Source organism: Photobacterium toruni, from assembly GCF_024529955.1.
GTDB classification, from domain to species: Bacteria; Pseudomonadota; Gammaproteobacteria; order Enterobacterales; family Vibrionaceae; genus Photobacterium; species Photobacterium toruni.
This window is the reverse complement of sequence record NZ_AP024854.1, coordinates 2,012,806-2,034,826: the sequence shown is the minus strand read 5'-3', so window position 1 is coordinate 2,034,826 and position 22,021 is coordinate 2,012,806. Positions and strand designations below refer to the sequence as shown.

Here is a 22,021-nt window from a genome sequence, read left to right as displayed (position 1 = left end):
ACAAGAGTCAATAATAAGCGTTGCAATAAAATTAAACGTTAACGGTATTAAACCCCGTTATATGAGACAACTCTTGACGTAATTCTTCTGCTAATGCTTGCTGTACTTCTTCGCTACGCTGAATACCTTTGGTATTACCCCAAATAGGTCCAGGCCATGCTACATCATTACTAAAACGAGCAATATGATGAAGATGAAGCTGAGGAACAAGATTGCCTAATGCGCCAATATTAATTTTTTCAGCTTGGTAGTCTTGCTCTAATAAGGCGGCAACGGCTGATGATTCACGCATTAGCTGCTGTTGATCTTGTTCTGATAAATGGTGGATTTCACGTAGTGATTCATAACGTGGAACTAAAATAAGCCATGGTCCAAGGGCTTCTTTAGCAAGCAATACTCGAGATAAAGGTAAATCGCCAAGTATGGTTGTATCTGCCATTAATCGAGGATGAAGAGTGAAACTCATGTAATTATTCCTTAACAGTACATTCTAGCTCACAAGCTTGAGCAATATTTATTATAGTAAGCTTAATTTGGCGTAATTGGTATTATCCTTTGGGTATACGTAATCGTTACTTAATAGATAATGATTATTCAATAAAAATGTTGTTGAAGTGTATATGAATGGGGGGATTAAATGGTAGCTGAGTATCAATTTATTCTTGATTACTGGTTTGGTGAACTTGATGGTGAAGTGACCCGTAATAATAAACATGCCCTGTGGTTTTTAGGTGGCGCTGAGGTCGATACCGATATTATTTCGAAGTTTCAACAATGGGTTAGTATGGCGGGTAATGGTGAACTTAATCATTGGAGCAATACTGCGCAGGGTCGGCTTGCCTTAATTATTTTATTAGATCAATTTCCACGTAATATTTACCGCGGATTAAATGCTGCTTTTCGTTATGATCTATTAGCATTGGCTATTTGTAAGCGAGGGCTAGCACTTAATCAAGATGCTGAACTTGCTGCTATTGAACGGGTATTTTTTTACTTACCATTAGAGCATTCTGAAGATTTAGAAGATCAAGAAGAGAGTGTTTTTCGGTTTGATTTACTGCGTAAAAGTGTTCAACCTGAAAATATAACAGTGTTTGATAGCTTTTATGAATTTGCAAATAGTCATTTGCAAGTTATTAGACAATTTGGACGTTTCCCGCATCGAAATGCAGTGAAAGGACGGCTATCTACTAAAAAAGAACTAACATGGTTGCATGATGGTGGCTTACGATTTGGGCAGTAGTTTTTAGTATAAGTACGATTAAAAAAGCCTTCACGAATGAAGGCTTTTTGTTATGTTGCTACTACAATAAGTCACTAGTGTAATAAGTAGCAATCATAATAACGTGTAATTACATACGCTCTAGTGTTTCGATACCAAGAAGATCCAAGCCTTTTTTGATAGTGTTAGCAGTCAGTAGTGCTAACTTCAAGCGGCTTTGTTTAACGGCTTCTTCTGCGTTAAGAATTGGACATGCTTCGTAGAAGCTAGAGAATAGACCTGCAAGTTCAAACAGGTAAGTACACATTAGGTGTGGTTGACCTTCACGTGCAACAGATTGAACAGCTTCTTCAAATTGAAGTAACTTAGACAATAGTACTTGCTCTTTTTCGTCATTGATAACGATAGGGAAAGTAAGATCTTTTAGTTCAACATTTGCACGTTTGAAGATAGATGCTACACGTGTGTAAGCATACTGCATGTATGGTGCAGTATTACCTTCAAATGCAAGCATGTTATCCCAATCGAAGATGTAGTCTGTTGTACGGTGCTTAGAAAGATCAGAGTACTTAACTGCAGCCATTGCAACTGTTGTTGCAATTTTTGCTTTTTCTTCAGCACTTAGCTCAGGGTTCTTTTCTTCAATTAGCTTGTTTGCACGCTCTTCTGCTTCATCAAGAAGATCAGCAAGACGAACAGTACCGCCAGCACGAGTCTTAAATGGACGACCGTCTTTACCTAGCATCATACCAAAAGCATGGTGTTCTAGAGACACTTCTTCAGGTACATAACCTGCTTTACGAACAATAGACCAAGCCATCATTAGGTGTTGGTGTTGACGTGAGTCAATGAAGTACAGTACGCGATCTGCATGAAGTTGCTCGTAACGGTATTTAGCACAAGCAATATCAGTTGTAGTGTATAGGTAGCCACCATCACGTTTTTGAATGATAACACCCATAGGGTCACCATCTTTATTCTTGTATTCATCAAGGAAAACAACCGTTGCGCCATCACTTTCTACTGCTAGACCTTTTTGTTTAAGATCTGCAACAACAGGTGCAAGCATGTCGTTGTACATTGACTCACCCATCACGTTATCATCAGTTAATGATACGCTTAGACGATCGTAGTTACGTTGGTTTTGTTTTAGTGTAATAGCAACAAGTTGACGCCATTTCTCAAGGCAATATTCATCACCACTTTGAAGACGAACAACGAAGTTACGTGCAGTTACACCAAACTCTTCGTCTTCATCATAAAGTACTTTTGATTCACGGTAGAAGCCTTCAAGATCGCTGATGTTCATTGAAACATCGCTACCTTCTTTCTCTTTACGTTCCATGTTAGCGATAAGCATACCAAATTGAGTACCCCAATCACCAAGGTGGTTAGCACGAATAACATTGTGGCCTAAAAACTCAAGAGTACGTACAACAGCATCACCGATGATAGTTGAACGTAAGTGACCTACGTGCATTTCTTTTGCTACGTTAGGTGCAGAGTAGTCAACAACGATTGTTTGTGCTTCATCTGTATTAACAGCTAGGCGCTCACTTGCTAATGCTTCTTCACCGCGAGCAGCTAGCCATGCTTTATCAAGGAAGATATTGATAAAGCCAGGGCCTGCAATTTCAACTTTTTCAGCAATACCATCTAATTCTAGGCAATCGATAACTTTTTGAGCAAATTCACGTGGATTCATGCCCAATTTTTTAGCAACGCCCATTACACCATTTGCTTGGTAGTCACCAAATTGTGCTTTTGCTGATTGACGAACGGCTGCTGGACTACCAGCAGGTGCGCCCGCAGCTTCTAATGCTTGTGCTACTTTATTATTAATAAGTGCTTGAATATTCACTTGCTGTTCCTTAAATCGTTTGTAACGCCAATCATATATATATGGCAAAAACGTCTGCATATAGCAAGATATGCCGTTAAAAATACTCACGGAGCTAAAGTGTTTTTTGGTTAACTAAAAAAGCGACCAAAGCTACGTGAGTATTTTTTGATGGTGGTGTTAATTTAGTTTAAACACCAATATCTTGATAAGCAGCGTGCGTTACCCTAATAATACCCACATAGTTAGGTACTTTGGCAACTGGAAAAAGAGATTGCAGGCAATTTTTTTTAAAGTTTTTCAAATAGGTTAAAATAAAGCCAAAATTCAGCCCCGATAAGGGCTCCATCATGGTAGTTTAAGTATTGGTAATGCGAAAAGCGTGAGTAATTATGCTGTTGTTTATTAAATGTTACGTGTTTTGAGGTGAGAAATGCAAAAGTTGAAACAATTAGGTCTACATCCAGAACAAATGTTAGCTGATTTACCAGCCTTTATGAATCGTGTTATTTGTCTGGCTAATGATATTGGTATTTCACTCTCATTGTATACAGCAGATCATATCGCATTAAGGGTCAATTCTCAGGATATTGCACTAGAGCTTCATCAAGCATGGTTAGCTTATGGTACTGAATGGTCAAAGACGATTATTAATGGGCGTCCGATTGTAGTTATTGGCTTTGATAAACCGCTACAGGTAGGTGATTGGACGATTGAGGCATTAGAGTTACCTTACCCTAGCGATAAGGTTTATTTGCAACAGGGCTGGGAGCATGTGGAATTTGTTATACCTGGTAATGCAATGTCGATTGAGCAATTAGAACAGACGATTAATTGTACCTTTCCTGAATTAGATTGGCTGCAATTAGAAAGTAAAGGCATTAAGGTTAAAGCAAGCTCTCCCGCCGGTGAAAATGAACGATTACCTAATCCAACTTATGCATTTAAAAAAGACAATATCTGCATTAAATTACATTCGCACTCTTTAGCGGCTGTGATTGCGAGCGAACAATAATTAAATCAATCATGGCTCGATAACAGAATAGAAAAGAATGCCACGGTGTTGTGCTGTGGCATTTATTAAACAATGATCCAGTTAAAGAATAACTGTTCGGTTTCCGTGGACAAAAACGCGATCATCAACGACTAAACCCAGCGCTTTACTTAATACTGATTTTTCAACATCACGTCCTGATTTGGCCATTTCTTCGGCACTGAACGTATGATCAACGGGAATGACGTTTTGAGTAATGATTTGGCCTTCATCTAGATCATTGGTAACAAAGTGGGCTGTTGCACCAATAATTTTTACGCCGCGTTCAAAGGCTTGCTGGTAAGGCTTAGCACCGATAAATGCGGGTAGAAAGCTATGATGAATATTAATAATTTTATGGGGGAATTGCGCGACAAAATTAGGCGTGAGAATCCGCATGTATTTTGCAAGGACAACATAGTTTGGTGAATACTGTTGTACTGCGGCAAGTAATTTTGTCTCATGTTGTTCGCGCGTGAGTCCTTCATGACAAACATGATGAAAGGGAATATCAAATTTTTCGGTTAAATTTTGAAGTTTATCGTAGTTACCAACAACTGCTGCGATATCTATATCTAGCGAACCATCAAAGGTTTTAACTAAAATATCACCTAAGCAATGGGCTTCTTTGGTCACCATGATAACGACTTTTTTACGCTCAGAGCTAATAAGTCGACGTTTACTTCCTGTTGGTAAAGCGCGGTCTAGATCCGCCAGTAAAGTCTCATCATTAAAGTATCCTTCTAGCTCTGTACGCATGAAGAAATGGTTTTTAGCGTTATCAACGTACTCTTTGTTATTAATAATATTGAGTTGGTGTTTATGACATATATTGGTGATTTTGGAGATAAGCCCCATATTATCAGGGCATTCCGTTAATAGTATTTTCTTTTCCATGTCTATTCCTGATGACGGTAACGCGATGTTCCGCCTAAAAATCATAATTGATCACTATGACGCTTATACTGTGTTGGGGTCAAACAGTTTATTGAATGTACGGTTTCATCACTAAGAAATAGCCTTGGACATGACTGGTCGTAGAGTAATAAAGTTGGCATAATAGAGCTATAGATACTGTATAAATAACCAATAGTGCGAAGTAAATGATAGCTAAGTTTTTTGCCGCTGGTGGTGCGTTAGATAAAGCCATTCCCGGATTTCAAGCTCGACAACCTCAAATTGATATGGCGAAAGCGGTAGCGGATGCAATTAAACAACAGTCACAATTAGTGGTTGAGGCTGGGACAGGTACCGGCAAAACCTTCGCCTACCTCGTGCCAGCACTTGTTAGCGGTAAAAAGACCATCATTAGTACGGGATCAAAAAACCTTCAAGAGCAATTATTTCATCGAGACTTACCCCTTATGACGCGAGCCTTGGGGTTTACAGGTCGAGTAGCATTATTAAAAGGGCGTTCAAATTATTTATGTGTTGATCGTCTTAGCCGTCAGATTACTGAAAGCCATGGAGATCATTCCGATCCTGTGATGCTGAGTTTGTTAATTAAAACTCGCCAATGGTCATCAGCATCTAAAACAGGTGATCTTGGAGAATGCGAAGATATTGCTGAAGATAGCCCCGTCATTCCGATGATCACTTCAACCAATGATAATTGCCTTGGACGAGAATGTCCGTCTTTTGATGATTGCTTTGTGGTTAAAGCACGACGAAAAGCGATGGAGGCTGATGTAGTCGTGGTAAATCACCATCTTTTTCTCGCTGATTTAGCGATGAAAGATAATGGTTTTGGTGAATTAATCCCTGAAGCTGATGTGTTTATTTTTGATGAAGCACATCAAATGCCAGATATTGCCAGTCAATATTTTGGTCAAAACTTATCAAGTCGCCAATTAATTGAACTCGCAAAAGATATTGAAATTGGGTATCGCACAGAAGCGAAAGATATGCGCCAACTGCAAAAGGCGGCAGCGCGTTTACAACAAGCAGCGTTTGAAATGCGAATTATTTTAGGTGATCCTGGCTTTCGTGGTAATTGGCGTGAAGCATCGCAAACACCGGCGGTACAACGTGAATTAGTGCGTTTAAATGATGCGCTTGATTTAATCTATGATGTGCTTAAATTAGCATTAGGACGTAGTCAATTATTAGATGCCGCCTTTGAGCGTGCAACATTGTTAAAAGCGCGTTTAAAACGCGTAGTTGATACCAGTATTATTGGTTATTCGTATTGGTATGAATGTACTCCTCGTCAATTTAGCTTAAATATTACGCCACTATCGGTTGCAGATAAGTTTAGTGAGCGTATGGCTGAACAAAAAGGGGCATGGATTTTTACCTCCGCAACATTGGCTGTTGATGATGACTTTAGTCACTTTAGCCATCGGTTAGGATTACAACCTAAACAACAGTTTTCATTAGAAAGCCCATTTGACTACGCCGCTCAAGCTTTGTTATGTGTGCCTCGACATTTACCTGAGCCTAATAGCTATGGTTTGGCTGATAAGTTAGTTGAAATATTAGCGCCAGTAATTGAAGCAAATAACGGGCGCTGTTTCTTTCTTTGTACCTCACATCAAATGGTACGCGATCTTGCTGAGGGCTTTCGTGCTCGACTAGATTTACCCGTATTAGCTCAAGGTGAAACCAGTAAACAAAAGCTATTAGCGGAATATCTTGAGCGAGGTAATGCATTATTAGTAGCAACTGGCGCATTTTGGGAAGGTATTGATGTTAGAGGCCAAGCCCTTAGCTGTGTTATCATAGATAAATTACCGTTTACAGCACCTGATGATCCGTTATTAAAAGCCCGTATTGAAGATTGTCGATTGCGAGGTGGTGATCCCTTTGCTGAGGTACAAGTACCTGATGCGGTGATTACCTTAAAGCAAGGCGTTGGTCGATTAATTCGTGACACTCAAGATAAAGGGGTGTTAGTGATTTGCGATAATCGGTTAGTCACTCGTGCTTATGGTGCTGTATTTTTGAGAAGTTTACCGCCAATTCCGCGCACGCGCAGTGTCGTAGGGGTTAGCGAATTTTTGTCGAGCTTAACCGATACAAAGGTATCTGTAAGTGACGATATCCAACATTCAGAGGCTTGAATGAGTACCAAAATTCTGGCAGTAGATACTGCAACTGAAAACTGTTCTGTCGCGCTAATGATTGGCGATGATGTTATTTCTCGTTGTGAATACGCTCCTCGTGAGCATACAACGAAAATTTTACCCATGATTGATGCGGTACTTGCTGAAGCTGGTGTCAAATTAAAGCAGCTTGATGCATTAGCGTATGGTCGTGGTCCTGGTAGCTTTACTGGTGTTCGTATTGGTATTGGTATTGCTCAAGGACTAGCCTTTGGTGCTAATTTACCTATGATTGGTGTATCTACTTTGGCTGCAATGGCGCAAGGTACATTCCGTTTACATCAAGCTGATCATGTACTGACTGCTATTGATGCACGTATGGGTGAGCTTTATTGGGGGCAATACCAACGTAAAACAGATGGCGATTGGCTTCTATTGGGTAATGAGCAAGTGATTGCACCTGATGTTTTGTTAGCGAACATACAAGCTGACACGAATGCTTGGTTAACAGCTGGTACAGGATGGGAAGCTTACCCTGAACTACTAACTCAATTGCCGTTTAACGCTCAATTAGGCAGCGTGCTATATCCTGATTCACAAGATATGGTGCATTTAGCTAAGTATGCTTTTGCGCGTGGTGAAATAGTTGCAGCAGAAGCCGCAAGCCCTGTTTATTTACGTGATACAGTGACATGGAAGAAATTGCCAGGTCGCGAATAATACCAATCGATATCAGTCGGGTTGATAATGACTGATAACGTTGCGTACATAAAAGATCAAGAGTGCCAGTTTCGCTGATCACTCTTGGTCTTTTTATCTTAGAGTCTTATTAAGCATGACTTTATCTTCTATGATGGCAACGACAACGTTATATATCGAATAGCAATTATTCGTATATCCATACCTTTGCCTGTGCTACTTGTGACCGCATTCGTTTTATCTCTCGTTATTTTAATGCCTGTATTATTGATGATATAAGATCACGTACTATATTCCGTTACGATAGGAATTAAGGAGTGACATATGTTATTTTTTGTCGAGTTATTAAACAAATGTGCGGGGGTTTTAGATGTTTGGTAAGCTATTTCTTGGGGTGATATTAGTGTTTATGGTAGGCTGCGCGAGCTTACCTGCAACATTAGTAACGAAATCGAAAGATCCTATTACTGATTTAACGGTTATTCTGCAACATCCTCAAGCGAATGAAGGTAAATATGTTCGTCTTGGTGGTGTTATTGCTTCGATTCGTAATGAACAGCAGCAAACGCGTATTGAAATGGTCGCGATGCCATTAACTGCTGATGGTCGGCCAATATTACATGCACAATCTCAAGGACGTTTTATTGCCTATGTTCATGGCTTTTTAGAGCCGATTGAATATGCCAAAGGGCGTCTATTGACCGTTGTTGGGCAATTTTCAGGTGATGAGCCGGGAAAAATAGGGCAATACCCATATACTTTTCCTGTGGTGCAAGTATCCGGTGAGCAATTATGGCAAGTACAACAACAGGTACAATTAGATGACCCTTTTTGGACTCGTCAGCCATGTTACTCATTTAATTGTGATCGATGGGGCAATGACTTAATGATGCCTAATTTCGGGGTTAATGGTCGAATTGTTGAACGAGTAGTACTATAACAGCCATGAAAGAGATAACACTAACGCTAGCAGAATATAACCTTGCTGCTTATAGCAGTATTGATGTCACCACGGCGATGAGTGCCTCAAAACCTTTATTGGTACTATTACATGGCTGGCAAGATAATGCCGCTACGTTTGCATCACTATGGCCGTTATTAATAACTGATTATGACATTATTGCACTTGATTGGCCGGGACATGGAAAATCTGATTATAAAAGTGCGGATAATTATTACCATTTTGTTGATTATATTGATGACTTACATCAAGTGATCACGCAGCTTAAACCGACAAAAGTACATCTTATTGGTCATTCTCTTGGTGCTATTGTTGCGGGATGCTATGCCGCGATATTTCCTGAATATGTCGATAAAATTGTATTAATTGAAGGATTGTCACCATTAACTGAACCTTCGCAAATGGTAGCAGAACGGTTACGAATGGGCATAATGAGTCGGCAGCGTTATCGTCGACAGCAACAGCGTTTACAGCAACGTTCGATGGCAACATTTGAAGATGCTGTGATGCTTCGTGCGAACGTAAATCGATTACCTGCATCGTTACTTGGTGCTGTCGTCAAAAGAGCAACAATTGAACGTGATGGACGCTGGTATTGGCGTCATGATCCTCGTCTTCGTTGTGATTCTTTATATCGAATGGCGCAACAACATGCACAGACTTTATTAAGTTGTATTCAAGTTCCTGTATTATCGATTATCGGTACAGATGGATACGCGACATTACGTCAATGTGATGCTAATGGATGGGGTATTAACGATTTTACACAAGTGATGGTGTTCGGGGGACATCATTGTCATTTACAAAGTTCGAATGACGTTTATCGCCATATTCGAGCCTTTATCCCCACTCAATTAGATTAATTATTGGTTTCTCTTTGGCATCAACAGATATCGCCATTGTGCAATATTCAATTTTTAATCCAAAATTAAATATGCGGTAGTACCGTTATAATGAATTATCTTATTTATAGCATTACCGTTTTGTGAAGTTTATAGGCACGCACCGCAGTCTAATTATAAGGAGAGTGCACGTGGATAAGGTTTGGCTTAGCCGCTATCCGGACGATGTACCGGCAGAAATTAACCCGGATGAATATTCATCTTTGGTCGACATGTTTGAACAATCTGTACGTAAATACGCAGATCAAACGGCATTTATCAACATGGGGCAGGTCATGACCTTCCGTAAGTTGGAAGAGCGTAGCCGTGCATTTGCTGCATACTTACAAAATGAGCTTAAGCTTCAAAAAGGTGATCGTGTTGCCGTTATGATGCCAAACTTATTGCAATATCCGATTGCACTCTTTGGTATTTTACGTGCAGGCTGTGTAGTAGTGAATGTTAATCCACTGTATACACCACGAGAATTAGAGCACCAACTTAACGATTCTGGCGCAAAAGCCATTGTTATTGTGTCTAATTTTGCACATACGCTAGAAGCGGTGGTTAAAGACACGTGTGTTAAGCATGTTATTTTAACCAGCCTTGGTGATCAATTATCTCGTCCAAAGGGAACATTAGTTAACTTTGTGGTGAAATATATTAAAAAAATGGTGCCTTCATACCATTTACCTCATGCGACCTCAATGCGTATTGCTTTACGTAAAGGGCGTAGAATGCAATATGTTAAGCCGTTTATTACTGGCGATGATATGGCATTTTTGCAATACACTGGCGGTACAACAGGTGTTGCTAAAGGTGCAATTCTTACTCACCATAATATGGTGTCCAATGTCATGCAGGCGAAAGGGGCTTATGGTCCAGTGCTGACGGAAGGACGCGAGTTAATCGTAACAGCACTGCCGTTGTATCATGTATTTGCGCTGACGGTTAACTGCTTATTATTGTTGGAAATGGGTGGACAAAACCTATTGATCACTAATCCTCGTGATATTCCAACGTTTATCAAAGAGTTACAACGCTATCCGTTTTCTGCCATTACAGGCGTAAATACCTTATTCAATGCGTTGGTAAATAATCCTGATTTCCATAAGTTAGACTTTAGTAATCTTCATCTGTCTGTTGGTGGCGGAATGGCGGTGCAACGTGCCGTTGCTGAAAAATGGCAAAATATCACAGGTAACTATTTACTTGAAGGCTATGGTTTAACGGAATGCTCACCGTTAGTTGCAGCTTATCCGTATAATCTAACTTACTATAATGGTTCTATTGGCTTACCTGTACCATCAACAGATGTGCGTATGATTGATGATGAAGGTAATGTTGTTGATATCGATCAAGCTGGTGAGCTACAAGTGCGTGGTCCTCAGGTTATGAAAGGCTATTGGCAACAGCCTGAAGCGACTAAAGAAGTATTAAGTGATGATGGTTGGCTTTCAACGGGTGATATCGTTAAATTTGATGATGAAGGCTTTTTACACATCGTTGATCGTAAAAAAGACATGATCTTAGTATCAGGATTTAATGTTTACCCTAATGAAATTGAAGATGTAGTCGCATTACACGATAAAGTATTAGAAGTTGCAGCTATTGGTCAAGCCCATGAAGTATCTGGTGAAGTAGTAAAACTTTGTGTGGTTAAACGTGATGATAGTCTAACTCGAGAAGAGTTAATTACCCATTGTCGACAGCATCTAACGGGTTATAAAATTCCTAAAATTGTTGAATTTATGGATGACTTGCCAAAGACTAATGTCGGTAAAATTTTACGTCGTGTCTTACGTGAAGAGTCAGATAAAAAAGTGCAACAAACCACGAAGTAATATTTTAACTGACATAAAGTTAATGTTGGTTTGATAAAACAATAGCAACTGATTGTGCTAGCACGTATCTAATGCCGGCTTTTATGCCGGCATTTTACTATAAAATATTTAATTGGCTCTAAAACGGGGTCGTTCTGTTATAAAAAAGGTACATTGTGAATTTCGAGATTGTTACAACAACTGAGCAGCTTCGCCTGCGGTGTGAGTCAGCACGTCAGCATACAGCTGTTATGCTTGATACTGAATTTGTACGTACGCGAACACTTTACCCTCGTTTAGGTCTGATTCAACTATTTGATGGGGAATACTTATCACTTATTGACCCGCTTAATGTCGAAGATATGGAGCCGTTATGGGCATTATTGCGTGATCAGTCTGTGATTAAAGTGCTTCATGCCTGTGGTGAAGATCTAGAAGTCTTTCAACATCATGCAGGCTGTTTACCCGTACCAATGTTTGATACTCAAATTATGGCAGCTTTCCTTGGCCATGGTATTTCTACGGGGTTTGGTGCGTTAGTTAGAGAATATGTAGGCGTGGAGCTTGATAAAGGTGAAGCGCGTACTAATTGGCTAGCTCGACCGCTAACGGACAAACAGCTTGATTACGCTGCAGCAGATGTGCATTACCTTAAACCCTTATATGAAACGTTATTAGCGAAAGTTGAAGCGGCAGGGTATATGGATGCATTACAACAAGAATGTAATGCGATTATGTTACGTCGAACTAAAATCCTTGATCCTAATAAAGCGTATCTTGATATTAAAAATGCTTGGCAGTTAAATCCAAAACAGTTAGCCATATTACAGCAATTGGCTGCTTGGCGTGTACGTGAAGCAAGAAAACGTGATATTGCCCTTAACTTTATTGTTAAAGAATTACATTTATGGAAACTGGCACATTTAGAAATTAAGTCACGTTCAATGCTTGAAAAAGAAGGATTTGAACCGATGGAAATTCAGCGTCATGGAAACCGTTTATTGAAAATGGTACATGATTGTGATGCGATAAATTGTGCCGATTATCCACGAAAAATTGAACGCTTGGTTGATTTTCCTGGCTATAAGCAAATGGTTAAGCGTATCAAAGATGTCGTTACAGATATTGAAGCTAAAACTGGATTAGCACCAGAATTTTTAGCCTCTAAGAAGCAAATTCATCAATTATTATCATGGGCATGGAAACATCAACGGGTTGATGAGAAGCGCCCTGAAATGCTTAAAAACTGGCGTAAAGATTTATTTGAAACGCGAGTATTAGCTATACTTGATGAAAAATAAACGTTATGCAGTAGCTGTCTAAATTAAAAGCCCCGCTAAGTTATACTTAGCGGGGCTTTATTATTTTTCTTCGTCAGGTAGGGTGACATTAAGTTCTAGTACCGATAGCTCATCGCCGTTATGGTCTAGATTTACAGAAACATGTTCAGGATTAATTTGAACATATTTACCAATAACAGCTAAGATATCGCGTTTTAATTGTGGTAGATAAGCTGGAGATGCTTGCCCAGCACTACGTCTTTCAGCAACAATAATTTGTAGCCGTTCCTTTGCTACATTTGCAGTTTTCGCTTTTTTAGGGCGAAAAAACTCAAGCAGTGCCATGTTAATTAGCCCCCAAACAGACGTTTTAGGAAGCCTTTCTTTTCTTCATCTAAGAAGCGGAAAGGGCGATCTTCACCAAGTAGACGCGCAACCGTGTCTTCATAAGCTAGTCCAGCGTCTGAACCTTTATCAAAGATAACTGGTTCACCTTTATTTGATGCATTTAATACTGCTTGGCTTTCAGGAATAACACCAAGTAGTGGAATATGAAGAATTTCTTCAACATCTTGTACACTTAGCATTTCACCTTGGTTAACACGTGTAGGGTTGTAACGTGTCAGTAATAGGTGCTGTTTTACTGGTTCAAGACCTTTTTCGGCGCGACGAGATTTTGAATCTAGAATACCTAGAATACGATCTGAGTCACGAACTGAAGAGACTTCAGGGTTTGTAGTTACAATGGCTTCATCTGCAAAATACAGCGCCATTAAAGCACCTGTCTCAATACCAGCGGGTGAGTCACAGATAATAAACTCAAAACCCATTTTTGTTAGTTCTTTAAATATCTTATCAACACCATCACGAGACAATGCATCTTTGTCGCGTGTTTGTGAAGCTGGTAATACAAATAGATTATCAACGCGCTTGTCTTTAATTAGTGCTTGACTTAGATTTGCTTCGCCATTGATAACATTAACGAAATCATAAACGACACGGCGTTCACAACCCATAATGAGATCGAGGTTACGCAGGCCGATATCAAAATCGATAACTGCAGTTTTTTTACCGCTCAGTGCTAGACCAGATGCAAGAGCAGCACTTGATGTTGTTTTACCAACGCCGCCTTTACCTGAGGTAACAACGATAATTCGTGCCATTTACTCAATTCCTTCTTAAAAACCTTTATAAAGCGAGGTGTTCTATACTGAGATTATTATCTTCAAGAGATATGACAACACCTTTGCCCCAAAACTCTTCCTGAATGTTATCACTTAGCCAGTAGTTTCCTGCAACAGAAATTAGTTCAGATTGTAAGTTTTGACAGAAAATTGTCGCCCCTTGCTCACCACTGGCACCTGCGATAGCGCGACCACGTAGTGTGCCATAAATATGGATACAACCATCGGAAATAATTTCTGCACCGGCACTGACATTACTGATAATAACGAGATCACGATTACGAGCATATATTTGTTGCCCAGAACGAACCGGAGTACGAATAATTAACGTGGGTTCTTTTTCTGGACTTACTGGAGTATCTAATGTTTTAGCTAAAAACTCTGATGGTTCGTTTTTAGCAAGTTTTGCTGCATTCATAATAGCAAAACCAGCTGCTTTTGCTTGTGTTTGCTGTGTTTTATTTTTACAGCCACTAATACCGACCGGTATCATCCCTGCATCAATAATACCCGCTTTTAGCTGTTTAAAATTAATATCAGCGTCAACTTGTGATATATCAATAACAATAGGAGCAGAAACAAAAAAATTTGGTGCGAGTTCAACTTTATCTTTTAGCTGATTAGTCACTTTACTAATGTCATTATCAACTAAATGAAGAGCAGAGAGCGTGAACGAGCTCCCTTTGAGTTCAGCTATCTTGGTCATAGGTATAATATTATGGCTAAGATTTTAATTTAACCATTTAGTTCATTATCACAAAGGTACTAACATGGTATATTTACTCACGGTTAGGGGCAAGCTATCCTTGCATTGACGTTGGTTTTTCAGACAAACTTCTCATACTATTTACTTGAAATTTAGTCAATAGTGAATGATTTCTGTAATTATACGCTGAAATGTATGACGTATAAATGAAATAGGCTAATTATATGTTGTGTTCAATCTACAAAAGTTTAAAAAAAGACAATACTTATCTTTACATTAATAAAAAAGATGATTTTGTGGATGTACCCGCACAATTAATGTCGACCTTTGGTAAACCTCAATTTGTGATGGTGATCAAACTTGAGGGAAGAACATTAGCACTGGCCGATGTGGAAAAGGTAAAAGAGTCATTACGTACTGTCGGCTTTTATTTACAAGTACCACCACCAGTGATTAATTTATTAGAACAATATAAGGCTGATCAAGCCGCTAAATAAGATATAAGGTTATTATGCATAAACGTTTGATATCGATTTTTGTTGCCATTGGAATGGGAGTGTCCTTTTCAGCTATTGCTAGTGAAGAAGGATTTGATGCTTACGTAGAAAAATTAAAAGTAGAAGCACGTGAAAAAGGTATTTCAGAGCCGATAATCGGGGCAGCATTTAACGGTATTAAATATACAGCTCATGCAGTTAAGGCTGATAATAATCAACCAGAAAAAAAATTATCATTAGAGCAATATATATCTCGTGCAGTACCTGATTGGAAAGTAAAACAAGCTAATCGTCTTTATCAGAAAAATAAAGAAGCACTAGAACGTATTGGTAAGCAGTATGGTGTGCAACCACGATTTATTGTTGCATTGTGGGGAGTAGAAAGTAATTTTGGCAAGATTCAAGGTAATTATAATGTTGTCGAAGCATTAGCAACATTGGCTTATGATGGCCGTCGTGAAGCTCTATTTCGTAAACAGGTTATGGCGGCATTAGAAATATTGCAAGACGGTCATATTACGATTGATGATATGAAAGGCTCTTGGGCTGGTGCAATGGGTCAATGTCAATTTATGCCAACGTCTTACCTAACTTATGCAGTTGATGGGAATGGTGATGGCAAAGCTGATATTTGGAATACTAAGGCCGATGTTTTTGCTTCTGCTGCAAATTATTTAAAACTCTCAGGATGGAATAGTGAATATACTTGGGGGCGTCCGGTTAAGTTATCACAAGTATTGGTAGAGAGTTATGAAGGTACCGAAATTGAAAAAGGTAGAACATTAGCTCAGTGGCAACAACTAGGTATTATGAGTCATACTAATGGCACTCTGCCAAATGTGGATATTCAAGCGTGGTTAATTCAGCCTGATGGTGGAGAAGGTAAGTCATATCTAATCTATGAAAATTATCGCACATTGTTAAAGTGGAATCGTTCGCATTATTTTGCTTTAGCGGTAAGTGCATTAGCTGATCGTATTCAATAAGCTCATTATTATTAGTTTATATAAGCTCTGTGATGATTGAAAAGCTAGGCATTAATGTCTGGCTTTTTATTTAGTTCAATGATTAGTGAATATATATATTTATTCTTACTGAGAATATTTACGAGCAGAATAGTCATCATAGTATTAATTGCAGATATAAAAAAAGCCTAAGTCATTTAGGCTTTTTTATTTAATCTAATGAATTAGATTTCAAATTCTTCAAGAGCTTGACCATCATCTAATGCTTTCTTTAGTGCACTAGGTGTACGGCCTTGGCCTGTCCATGTTTTTTCATCGCCATTTTCATCGATGAATTTATATTTAGCTGGACGAGTTGCACGCTTTGCTTTTGGTGCTTTTGCTAAACTTGCTAATAATTCTTCAGGGTCAATACCATCAGCTAATAGCATTTCACGATATTGAGCTAGTTTTTCATTACGTTCATTTTCTTTTGCTTGTTCTTCAGCTTCAACATTAGAACGTTCAGTAACAACTGTTGTTAGTTTATCTAACGCTTCTTCAAGTTGCTCTAGTGTATATTCACGCGAAAGTGCGCGTAGGCTTCGAAGATTTAAAAGCGCTTTCATTGCATCAGACATTTTATATTTCCTGTTATTTTTAATTAACTGTAAATAATAATAGCAGCATTAAAACATTTTTTGCAATAGTAATACTTTTATACATTATGTGTAAAACAATTTAATCATTTCTTTATTTAAAAAATAGTTTTATTTGAACAATAAGACTATTTATAAAATAATTTATCATTAAATGTATAAATACAAGCTAAATCATTTTAGATATTGTTACTGTATTTTATATGTTGAATGATAATAACATTTAAAATGTTATACCCTTTCATAATTATGGTTTATGCATTTGTTTTTGGTTTTTTGTGTTAGTAATTTGTGCGCTTTCGTTGCTTAATTGTTTCTTATTTGTTCTGTTTGGGTGGAATAATTTATTCTTTCCTTTATGATAGGGCTTGCGGTGCATTATTCATCAATAATTAATATGAAAGTGATATTAGTGATAATGAAGTAATATCGAAGTAAGAAATTGATATTAAATCAGTCTTACTGAGGTTACATTGAATAATGTGTAAAACTGCCATAGTCGATAAGATATAACTATGGATCGCTACGGTGGAGACAGGGAAGGCTAACCTTCTTTCTATATACTCAAAATAATATGCCACAATGGTAATATCAAGCAGTAGATCTCCTAACTGTCATTAGCTGGTTGCTATAGAGATTATAAATTTTGATAGATTACTCTCACTCTTTAATATCCATTTTCCCGCCATTAGTTGCGCTTGGCTTGGCGATTTTAACACGTAGAGTTTTATTGTCTTTAGGTACAGGTGTTGTGCTTGGGGCATTATTTCTTAATGATTTTTCTTTTACTAATACAGCATCCTATCTTGTTCTATCAATCAAAGGGTTATTCATTGCTGATGATGGTATAAATACTTGGAATATGAGTATTGTACTGTTTTTAATACTGCTCGGAATGACTACAGCGTTATTAACTTTGTCGGGGGGAACTCGTGCTTTCGCTGAATGGGCTCAGACAAAAATTAAAACCAAACGTGGGGCAAAATTTTTAGCTGCTTTTTTAGGGGTATTCATTTTTGTCGACGACTATTTTAATAGCCTTGCTGTTGGCTCTATTGCTCGACCAGTGACTGACCGTTTTCAAGTATCACGCTCAAAACTTGCTTATATTCTTGATTCAACAGCAGCGCCTATGTGTGTTTTAATGCCGGCATCAAGTTGGGGAGCGTATATTATTACTCTTATCGGCGGCATATTAGTGACTCATGGTGTTACTGAATATACGCCATTAAGTGCCTTTATGACGTTAGCACCCATGAATTTTTATGCCATTTTTGCATTAGCAATGGTGTTTGTTGTGGCATGGTTCCAGTGGGATATTGGACCAATGAGAAAACATGAAATTGCAGCTAATCATGGCCGTGGTACTGATGTCGGTGGTGATGTTGATGATCAGGCAAAAGACTTAACAGAAGAACTTGATATCAAAGAGAGCTTGCAAGGGCGTGTTGGTGATTTAATGTGGCCAATTATTATTCTTATTATTGCAACATTCTTTTTCATGGTGTTTACGGGTTATCAAGTTCTTATCGCTGAGGGTAAGCCGTTTTCATTATTAGGTGCTTTTGAAAATACCAATGTCGGTCAAGCATTATGCCTTGGTGGTGGCTTTGGTTTAATTGCCGCTATTATTCCTGTATTTCGTCAACGCATTGCAGCTAAAGAGATCAGCAGTACACTTTGGATTGGTGCAAAATCAATGTTTGGTGCGATTTTAATTTTATTATTTGCATGGAGTATTGGGAGCGTTATTGGTGATATGAAAACGGGGCAATATTTATCGACGCTTGTTCAGGGTAATATTAATCCAGCATTATTACCAATGATCCTGTTTTTATTATCAGGCATTATGGCATTCTCAACGGGAACTTCATGGGGAACATTTGGAATTATGTTACCTATCGCGGGTGATCTTGCTGGCGCAACCGAAATTAGTCTCATGTTACCTATGCTTGCAAGTGTGCTTGCGGGATCAGTATTTGGTGATCATTGTTCTCCAATTTCTGATACCACTATATTGTCATCGACAGGTGCTCGTTGTCATCATATAGATCATGTAGCGACCCAATTACCTTATGCATTATCTGTGGCCGTTATTTCTGCGATTGGATTCTTAACATTAGGGATTACAGATTCATTAGCATTAGCATTTTTAGTGGCAACCGTTGCATTTATATTAATGTGTTTCTTTTTATCATGGTTGTCGAGTCGACCACTAAAAGGGGCAGCATTGGGATAATATTAAACGTCATTAAAATAACCCAATGGACGTAAATTAAACCAGTTAATGAAGATTAGCTGGTTTTTTTATAGCAACAATAACAGTTGTTGACCTAGGTGCTTTTCATTAGTGCTAATTTTATGTAGCATCTGCGCGATTTTTAAATGTAATTCGTATGACTAGGAAAGCTAATGGCCCAAATGTATTTCTATTACTCAGCAATGAATGCTGGGAAATCGACCACATTATTACAATCATCATTTAACTACCGTGAGCGAGGCATGACGCCAATTATATTTACGGCGGCGATTGATGATCGTTTTGGTAAAGGTAAAGTTAGCTCTCGCATTGGTTTACAAGAAGATGCTGAATTATTTAATTCGACAGACGATTTGTATCAGACGTTAATCGGCTTTTCGAACGCAGGTAAAATTGACTGTGTATTAATTGATGAGTGCCAGTTTTTAACCAAAGAACAAGTTTATCAATTGACTGAAGTGGTCGATAAATTAGATATTCCCGTTTTATGCTATGGCTTACGTACGGACTTCTTAGGTGAACTGTTTGAAGGTAGCCGCTATCTCTTGTCGTGGGCAGATAAATTAGTTGAGCTAAAAACAATTTGTCATTGTGGTCGCAAAGCTAATATGGTTATTCGTCAAGATGAAACCGGTCGTGCGATTGCTGATGGTGAACAAGTTGAAATTGGTGGCAATGCTCGTTACGTATCGGTATGTCGATTACATTATAAAGAAGCATTAGGCCGTTAATTTGAAAGCTTAAGAGAAAGGTTTATCTTTTCGCTTTATACGTAGATATAGAAAGCCAGCTGAATTTTAGCTGGCTTTTGTTTTATTAGGACTAATAAAACTATTATTTTTTATTATGGCGTTCTTGTAGCTTGTCGATGACATCTGATAGTGATAAACCTTGATCTTGCAGTAGTACAAGTAGGTGATAGATCAAATCCGCTGACTCACACACTAATTCCGCCTTATCGCCCGACGTTGCCGCAAGCGCGACTTCAACGCCTTCTTCGCCCACTTTTTGCGATATACGCTTGGTGCCACGGGCGTAGAGGCTGGCTGTGTAGGAAGACTCGGGATCTGCACCTTTACGACTAGCCAAGAGTTGTTCAAGTTGATGAAGGAAAACCAGTGACGGTGGCTGGGCACTACTTTCATCAGAATCAAAACAGGTGGTCGTGTTTAAGTGGCACGTTGGGCCAATCGGATCTACTTGTACTAATAAGGTATCTTGGTCACAATCAAGCTGAATACTTTTAAGTTGCAGTACATTGCCTGATGTTTCACCTTTCGTCCACAGGCGCTCTTTAGTGCGAGACCAGAAGGTGACTTGTTTAGTATCAAGTGTCTTTTGAAGCGCATCTTCGTTCATGTAGCCAAGCATTAATACTTGACCACTGGCATAATCTTGAACAATAGCAGGGATCAGTCCGGCTACTTTTTCCCAATTGATGTTGGTTAATAAACTCATAGTCGAATCTCCACATTTTGCGTTTTCAGAAATTGCTTTAACTCACCAATATTGATGATTTGTTTATGGAAAACAGAGGCAGCTAAAGCGCCGTCTACATTAGTAAGCTTAAAGGCATCGCTAAAGTGCTGCATTTCACCTGCACCGCCAGAAGCTATTAAAGGTACATTACACACACTGCGTACCATGTTGAGTTGCTTCAAGTCGTAACCATTACGCACGCCATCTTGGTTCATCATATTGAGTACGATTTCACCGGCACCACGACGTTGAACTTCTTCAACCCAAGCACGTGTTTGCCATTGTGTTGCTTTGGTGCGGCTTTCATCACCAGTAAATTGGTATACCTGATATTGACCTGTTTCAGCGTCAAAATAGGAATCAATACCGACAACAATACATTGCACACCAAACTTATCCGCTAGGGTAGTAATTAATGTTGGATCAGCCAGTGCTGGCGAGTTAATAGAGACTTTATCAGCACCAAATTGAAGAATACGGCTCGCATCGTCGGCTGATTTAATACCACCGGCTACACAGAATGGAATATCAATCACTTCTGCAACGCGAGATACCCAGCTTTTATCAACAACACGACCGTCACTTGATGCGGTAATATCGTAAAAAACCAGTTCATCTGCACCTTCTTCAGCGTAACGTTTGGCTAGCGGTACAATGTCGCCAATGATTTCGTGGTTACGAAATTGGACGCCTTTTACCACTTGACCATCACGTACGTCTAAACAAGGAATAATACGTTTAGCTAACATAGTGGTCTCCTTAATTGTTCCAGCATGTAAAGGCTTGCTCGGCAGTAAACTTACCGTCAAGTAGGGCGCGACCTACAATAACGCTAGCCACGCCAGATCCTTTTAATACTGCAATATCATCTAGCGAGCCAATGCCACCAGATGATTGAAATTGTACTTGCGGGTATTGGCGACAAAGATCGACATACAGTTCGACATTAGAGCCAGCCAATGTGCCATCACGAGAAATGTCAGTACACAGCACGTGTTTTAAACCCACTTTTAAGAAATCTTCTAATAGCGCCTCAATAGTAACGCCTGAATCTTCTTGCCAACCAGAGACAGCAACAATGCGGTTACCGTTGTCATCAATATTGATATCCAATGCCAATACAATGTGTTCAGCACCGTATTTCTCCATCCAGCCTTTTACCATCTCTGGTTGTTTAACGGCGGTTGAACCTATTACTACGCGTTTAGCACCAGCGTTAAGCAGATCAGCGACATCTTGTTCGGTGCGTACGCCACCACCAATTTGTACATTCGCGGGCGTGCTTTTGAGTAGTTTTTCAATAAGGGATAACTGACGTGCTTGGGTATCTTTTGCGCCTGTTAAATCAACCAAGTGGAGCCAGTTAGCGCCAGCTTGGTGGTAAAGATTAAATTGCGCTGCGGGATCGACTTTATATTCTGTTACTTGACCATAGTCGCCTTGGAATAGACGTACTACTTGGCCTTCAATCAGATCTAATGCAGGAATGATCATAACAAGTCCTTTTGT

Annotated in this window: 22 protein-coding genes and 1 riboswitch; of the genes, 12 read left to right on the top strand and 10 right to left on the bottom strand. The window is 39.1% G+C overall.

Annotated features, from left to right (window positions below; all coding sequences use genetic code 11):
* Window positions 1-31 precede the first annotated feature (31 nt).
* Window positions 32-466 carry an HIT domain-containing protein gene (locus OC457_RS09640; RefSeq protein WP_080173044.1) on the bottom strand — a complete coding sequence of 145 codons (435 nt, stop codon included), beginning with the start codon at window positions 464-466 and terminating at the stop codon, window positions 32-34.
* 171 nt (window positions 467-637) lie between these two features.
* Here OC457_RS09640 and OC457_RS09635 point away from each other — a divergent pair, with 171 nt between their 5' ends.
* On the top strand, window positions 638-1,243 hold the full coding sequence (locus tag OC457_RS09635; RefSeq protein WP_080173045.1) for a DUF924 family protein: 606 nt from the start codon (window positions 638-640) through the stop codon (window positions 1,241-1,243).
* 109 nt (window positions 1,244-1,352) lie between these two features.
* Here the strand turns inward: OC457_RS09635 and argS are convergent, their stop codons facing one another.
* Window positions 1,353-3,083 carry an arginine--tRNA ligase gene (gene argS, locus OC457_RS09630; RefSeq protein ID WP_080173046.1) on the bottom strand — a complete coding sequence of 577 codons (1,731 nt, stop codon included), beginning with the start codon at window positions 3,081-3,083 and terminating at the stop codon, window positions 1,353-1,355.
* A gap of 412 nt (window positions 3,084-3,495) precedes the next feature.
* On the opposite strand from argS, the gene OC457_RS09625 reads away from it, so the two are divergent.
* On the top strand, window positions 3,496-4,077 hold the full coding sequence (locus OC457_RS09625) for a VOC family protein (protein ID WP_080173047.1): 582 nt from the start codon (window positions 3,496-3,498) through the stop codon (window positions 4,075-4,077).
* Window positions 4,078-4,158: 81 nt separating this feature from the next.
* On the opposite strand, the gene purU is transcribed toward OC457_RS09625, so the two are convergent.
* Complete coding sequence (purU, locus tag OC457_RS09620) at window positions 4,159-4,992, bottom strand: formyltetrahydrofolate deformylase (protein WP_080173048.1); 834 nt, start codon at window positions 4,990-4,992, stop codon at window positions 4,159-4,161.
* Window positions 4,993-5,198: 206 nt separating this feature from the next.
* Between purU and OC457_RS09615 the strand changes: the two genes are divergently transcribed.
* The 6 genes from OC457_RS09615 to rnd all read left to right on the top strand — a co-directional run bounded on the left by OC457_RS09615 (window position 5,199) and on the right by rnd (window position 12,804).
* A complete protein-coding gene (locus tag OC457_RS09615; protein WP_080173049.1) occupies window positions 5,199-7,157 on the top strand; it encodes an ATP-dependent DNA helicase in 1,959 nt (652 codons plus the stop codon).
* A complete protein-coding gene (tsaB, locus tag OC457_RS09610; protein WP_080173050.1) occupies window positions 7,158-7,859 on the top strand; it encodes a tRNA (adenosine(37)-N6)-threonylcarbamoyltransferase complex dimerization subunit type 1 TsaB in 702 nt (233 codons plus the stop codon). It abuts the gene before it with no gap.
* A 349-nt stretch (window positions 7,860-8,208) separates the two neighbouring features.
* Entirely contained in the window at window positions 8,209-8,778 is a 570-nt protein-coding gene (locus OC457_RS09605) for a Slp family lipoprotein (protein WP_080173051.1), read from the top strand.
* A gap of 5 nt (window positions 8,779-8,783) precedes the next feature.
* Window positions 8,784-9,662, top strand: coding sequence for an alpha/beta fold hydrolase (locus OC457_RS09600; protein ID WP_080173052.1), 879 nt, complete (start codon window positions 8,784-8,786; stop codon window positions 9,660-9,662).
* Between the two features lie 170 nt (window positions 9,663-9,832).
* The gene (fadD, locus tag OC457_RS09595) at window positions 9,833-11,524 is read left to right on the top strand and encodes a long-chain-fatty-acid--CoA ligase FadD (RefSeq protein WP_080173053.1); all 1,692 of its coding nucleotides are present in this window, start codon (window positions 9,833-9,835) and stop codon (window positions 11,522-11,524) included.
* Between the two features lie 155 nt (window positions 11,525-11,679).
* On the top strand, window positions 11,680-12,804 hold the full coding sequence (gene rnd, locus OC457_RS09590) for a ribonuclease D (RefSeq protein WP_080173054.1): 1,125 nt from the start codon (window positions 11,680-11,682) through the stop codon (window positions 12,802-12,804).
* Between the two features lie 60 nt (window positions 12,805-12,864).
* Here rnd and minE read toward each other — a convergent pair whose 3' ends face one another.
* The 3 genes from minE to minC are packed head-to-tail and all read right to left on the bottom strand — an operon-like array spanning window position 12,865 to window position 14,673.
* Window positions 12,865-13,128, bottom strand: a complete 264-nt coding sequence (minE, locus tag OC457_RS09585; RefSeq protein ID WP_080173055.1) for a cell division topological specificity factor MinE — start codon at window positions 13,126-13,128, stop codon at window positions 12,865-12,867.
* A gap of 5 nt (window positions 13,129-13,133) precedes the next feature.
* Window positions 13,134-13,946, bottom strand: coding sequence for a septum site-determining protein MinD (gene minD, locus OC457_RS09580; protein WP_080173056.1), 813 nt, complete (start codon window positions 13,944-13,946; stop codon window positions 13,134-13,136).
* 25 nt (window positions 13,947-13,971) lie between these two features.
* Window positions 13,972-14,673: a septum site-determining protein MinC gene (minC, locus tag OC457_RS09575; RefSeq protein WP_080173057.1), complete on the bottom strand. Its 702-nt coding sequence runs from the start codon at window positions 14,671-14,673 to the stop codon at window positions 13,972-13,974.
* 224 nt (window positions 14,674-14,897) lie between these two features.
* On the opposite strand from minC, the gene OC457_RS09570 reads away from it, so the two are divergent.
* Together OC457_RS09570 and OC457_RS09565 are read left to right on the top strand one after the other, a co-directional pair.
* Complete coding sequence (locus OC457_RS09570; protein ID WP_080173058.1) at window positions 14,898-15,170, top strand: YcgL domain-containing protein; 273 nt, start codon at window positions 14,898-14,900, stop codon at window positions 15,168-15,170.
* Window positions 15,171-15,184: 14 nt separating this feature from the next.
* A complete protein-coding gene (locus OC457_RS09565) occupies window positions 15,185-16,156 on the top strand; it encodes a lytic murein transglycosylase (protein ID WP_080173059.1) in 972 nt (323 codons plus the stop codon).
* Window positions 16,157-16,359: 203 nt separating this feature from the next.
* Here the strand turns inward: OC457_RS09565 and OC457_RS09560 are convergent, their stop codons facing one another.
* Window positions 16,360-16,755, bottom strand: a complete 396-nt coding sequence (locus OC457_RS09560) for an H-NS family histone-like protein (protein ID WP_080173060.1) — start codon at window positions 16,753-16,755, stop codon at window positions 16,360-16,362.
* 381 nt (window positions 16,756-17,136) lie between these two features.
* Window positions 17,137-17,307: riboswitch (Lysine riboswitch) on the top strand.
* A gap of 109 nt (window positions 17,308-17,416) precedes the next feature.
* On the opposite strand from OC457_RS09560, the gene OC457_RS09555 reads away from it, so the two are divergent.
* Both OC457_RS09555 and OC457_RS09550 read left to right on the top strand, forming a co-directional pair.
* Window positions 17,417-19,012, top strand: coding sequence for a Na+/H+ antiporter NhaC family protein (locus tag OC457_RS09555; RefSeq protein ID WP_080173061.1), 1,596 nt, complete (start codon window positions 17,417-17,419; stop codon window positions 19,010-19,012).
* A 173-nt stretch (window positions 19,013-19,185) separates the two neighbouring features.
* Window positions 19,186-19,764 (top strand): thymidine kinase, encoded by a 579-nt coding sequence (locus OC457_RS09550; RefSeq protein WP_080173062.1) that lies wholly within the window; start codon window positions 19,186-19,188, stop codon window positions 19,762-19,764.
* Between the two features lie 103 nt (window positions 19,765-19,867).
* Here OC457_RS09550 and hisIE read toward each other — a convergent pair whose 3' ends face one another.
* The 3 genes from hisIE to hisA are packed head-to-tail and all read right to left on the bottom strand — an operon-like array spanning window position 19,868 to window position 22,006.
* A complete protein-coding gene (hisIE, locus tag OC457_RS09545; protein WP_080173063.1) occupies window positions 19,868-20,491 on the bottom strand; it encodes a bifunctional phosphoribosyl-AMP cyclohydrolase/phosphoribosyl-ATP diphosphatase HisIE in 624 nt (207 codons plus the stop codon).
* Complete coding sequence (gene hisF / locus OC457_RS09540; RefSeq protein ID WP_080173064.1) at window positions 20,488-21,261, bottom strand: imidazole glycerol phosphate synthase subunit HisF; 774 nt, start codon at window positions 21,259-21,261, stop codon at window positions 20,488-20,490. The genes hisIE and hisF overlap by 4 nt, the downstream gene beginning before the upstream one ends.
* A 10-nt stretch (window positions 21,262-21,271) precedes the next feature.
* Entirely contained in the window at window positions 21,272-22,006 is a 735-nt protein-coding gene (gene hisA, locus OC457_RS09535; RefSeq protein ID WP_080173065.1) for a 1-(5-phosphoribosyl)-5-[(5-phosphoribosylamino)methylideneamino]imidazole-4-carboxamide isomerase, read from the bottom strand.
* Window positions 22,007-22,021: the final 15 nt, after the last annotated feature.

Coding starts and splice junctions, on each gene's coding strand:
- OC457_RS09640 (WP_080173044.1), bottom strand. CDS start 466: ATGAGTTTCACTCTTCATCCTCGATTAATGGCAGATACAACCATACTT.
- OC457_RS09635 (WP_080173045.1), top strand. CDS start 638: ATGGTAGCTGAGTATCAATTTATTCTTGATTACTGGTTTGGTGAACTT.
- OC457_RS09625 (WP_080173047.1), top strand. CDS start 3,496: ATGCAAAAGTTGAAACAATTAGGTCTACATCCAGAACAAATGTTAGCT.
- purU (WP_080173048.1), bottom strand. CDS start 4,992: ATGGAAAAGAAAATACTATTAACGGAATGCCCTGATAATATGGGGCTT.
- OC457_RS09615 (WP_080173049.1), top strand. CDS start 5,199: ATGATAGCTAAGTTTTTTGCCGCTGGTGGTGCGTTAGATAAAGCCATT.
- tsaB (WP_080173050.1), top strand. CDS start 7,158: ATGAGTACCAAAATTCTGGCAGTAGATACTGCAACTGAAAACTGTTCT.
- OC457_RS09605 (WP_080173051.1), top strand. CDS start 8,209: ATGTTTGGTAAGCTATTTCTTGGGGTGATATTAGTGTTTATGGTAGGC.
- OC457_RS09600 (WP_080173052.1), top strand. CDS start 8,784: ATGAAAGAGATAACACTAACGCTAGCAGAATATAACCTTGCTGCTTAT.
- minE (WP_080173055.1), bottom strand. CDS start 13,128: ATGGCACTGCTTGAGTTTTTTCGCCCTAAAAAAGCGAAAACTGCAAAT.
- minD (WP_080173056.1), bottom strand. CDS start 13,946: ATGGCACGAATTATCGTTGTTACCTCAGGTAAAGGCGGCGTTGGTAAA.
- minC (WP_080173057.1), bottom strand. CDS start 14,673: ATGACCAAGATAGCTGAACTCAAAGGGAGCTCGTTCACGCTCTCTGCT.
- OC457_RS09570 (WP_080173058.1), top strand. CDS start 14,898: ATGTTGTGTTCAATCTACAAAAGTTTAAAAAAAGACAATACTTATCTT.
- OC457_RS09565 (WP_080173059.1), top strand. CDS start 15,185: ATGCATAAACGTTTGATATCGATTTTTGTTGCCATTGGAATGGGAGTG.
- OC457_RS09560 (WP_080173060.1), bottom strand. CDS start 16,755: ATGTCTGATGCAATGAAAGCGCTTTTAAATCTTCGAAGCCTACGCGCA.
- OC457_RS09550 (WP_080173062.1), top strand. CDS start 19,186: ATGGCCCAAATGTATTTCTATTACTCAGCAATGAATGCTGGGAAATCG.
- hisIE (WP_080173063.1), bottom strand. CDS start 20,491: ATGAGTTTATTAACCAACATCAATTGGGAAAAAGTAGCCGGACTGATC.
- hisF (WP_080173064.1), bottom strand. CDS start 21,261: ATGTTAGCTAAACGTATTATTCCTTGTTTAGACGTACGTGATGGTCAA.
- hisA (WP_080173065.1), bottom strand. CDS start 22,006: ATGATCATTCCTGCATTAGATCTGATTGAAGGCCAAGTAGTACGTCTA.